At 44.9% G+C, this 554-nt stretch carries 1 protein-coding gene; it reads left to right on the forward strand.

The annotated features are described in order from the left end of the window. Positions 1-43: 43 nt before the first annotated feature. A partial coding sequence (locus tag ACLO87_RS16955; protein ID WP_458575269.1) for a capsular polysaccharide export protein, LipB/KpsS family occupies positions 44-554 on the forward strand: 511 nt, incomplete at its 3' end.

Genomic DNA, 554 nt, shown 5'->3' on the forward strand with positions numbered 1-554 from the left:
TTTGGCTAAACAATTTCATAGTTGACTATTACGCAAATTATTTATGCAAGGTAATGCACTAACCGTTTTATTATCCGGTAAAAAATATCTGCTATTGCAGGGGCCGATGGGACCTTTTTTCAATGACGTCGCCGAATGGTTAGAGTCATTAGGACGTAACGCTGTGAATGTTGTATTCAACGGTGGGGATCGTTTTTACTGCCGCCATCGACAATACCTGGCTTACTACCAAACGCCGAAAGAGTTCCCCGGATGGTTACGGGATCTCCACCGGCAATATGACTTTGATACCATCCTCTGCTTTGGTGACTGCCGCCCATTGCACAAAGAAGCAAAACGTTGGGCAAAGTCGAAAGGGATCCGCTTTCTGGCATTTGAAGAAGGATATTTACGTCCGCAGTTTATTACTGTTGAAGAAGGCGGAGTGAACGCATATTCATCGCTACCGCGCGATCCGGATTTTTATCGTAAGTTACCAGATATGCCTGCGCCGCACGTTGAGAACTTAAAACCTTCAACGATGAAACGTATAGGTCATGCGATGTGGTATTACC

Origin of the sequence: Paenalcaligenes sp. Me52 (genome assembly GCF_050487965.1) — a bacterium.
In the GTDB taxonomy this organism is placed as follows: domain Bacteria; phylum Pseudomonadota; class Gammaproteobacteria; order Burkholderiales; family Burkholderiaceae_B; genus Paenalcaligenes.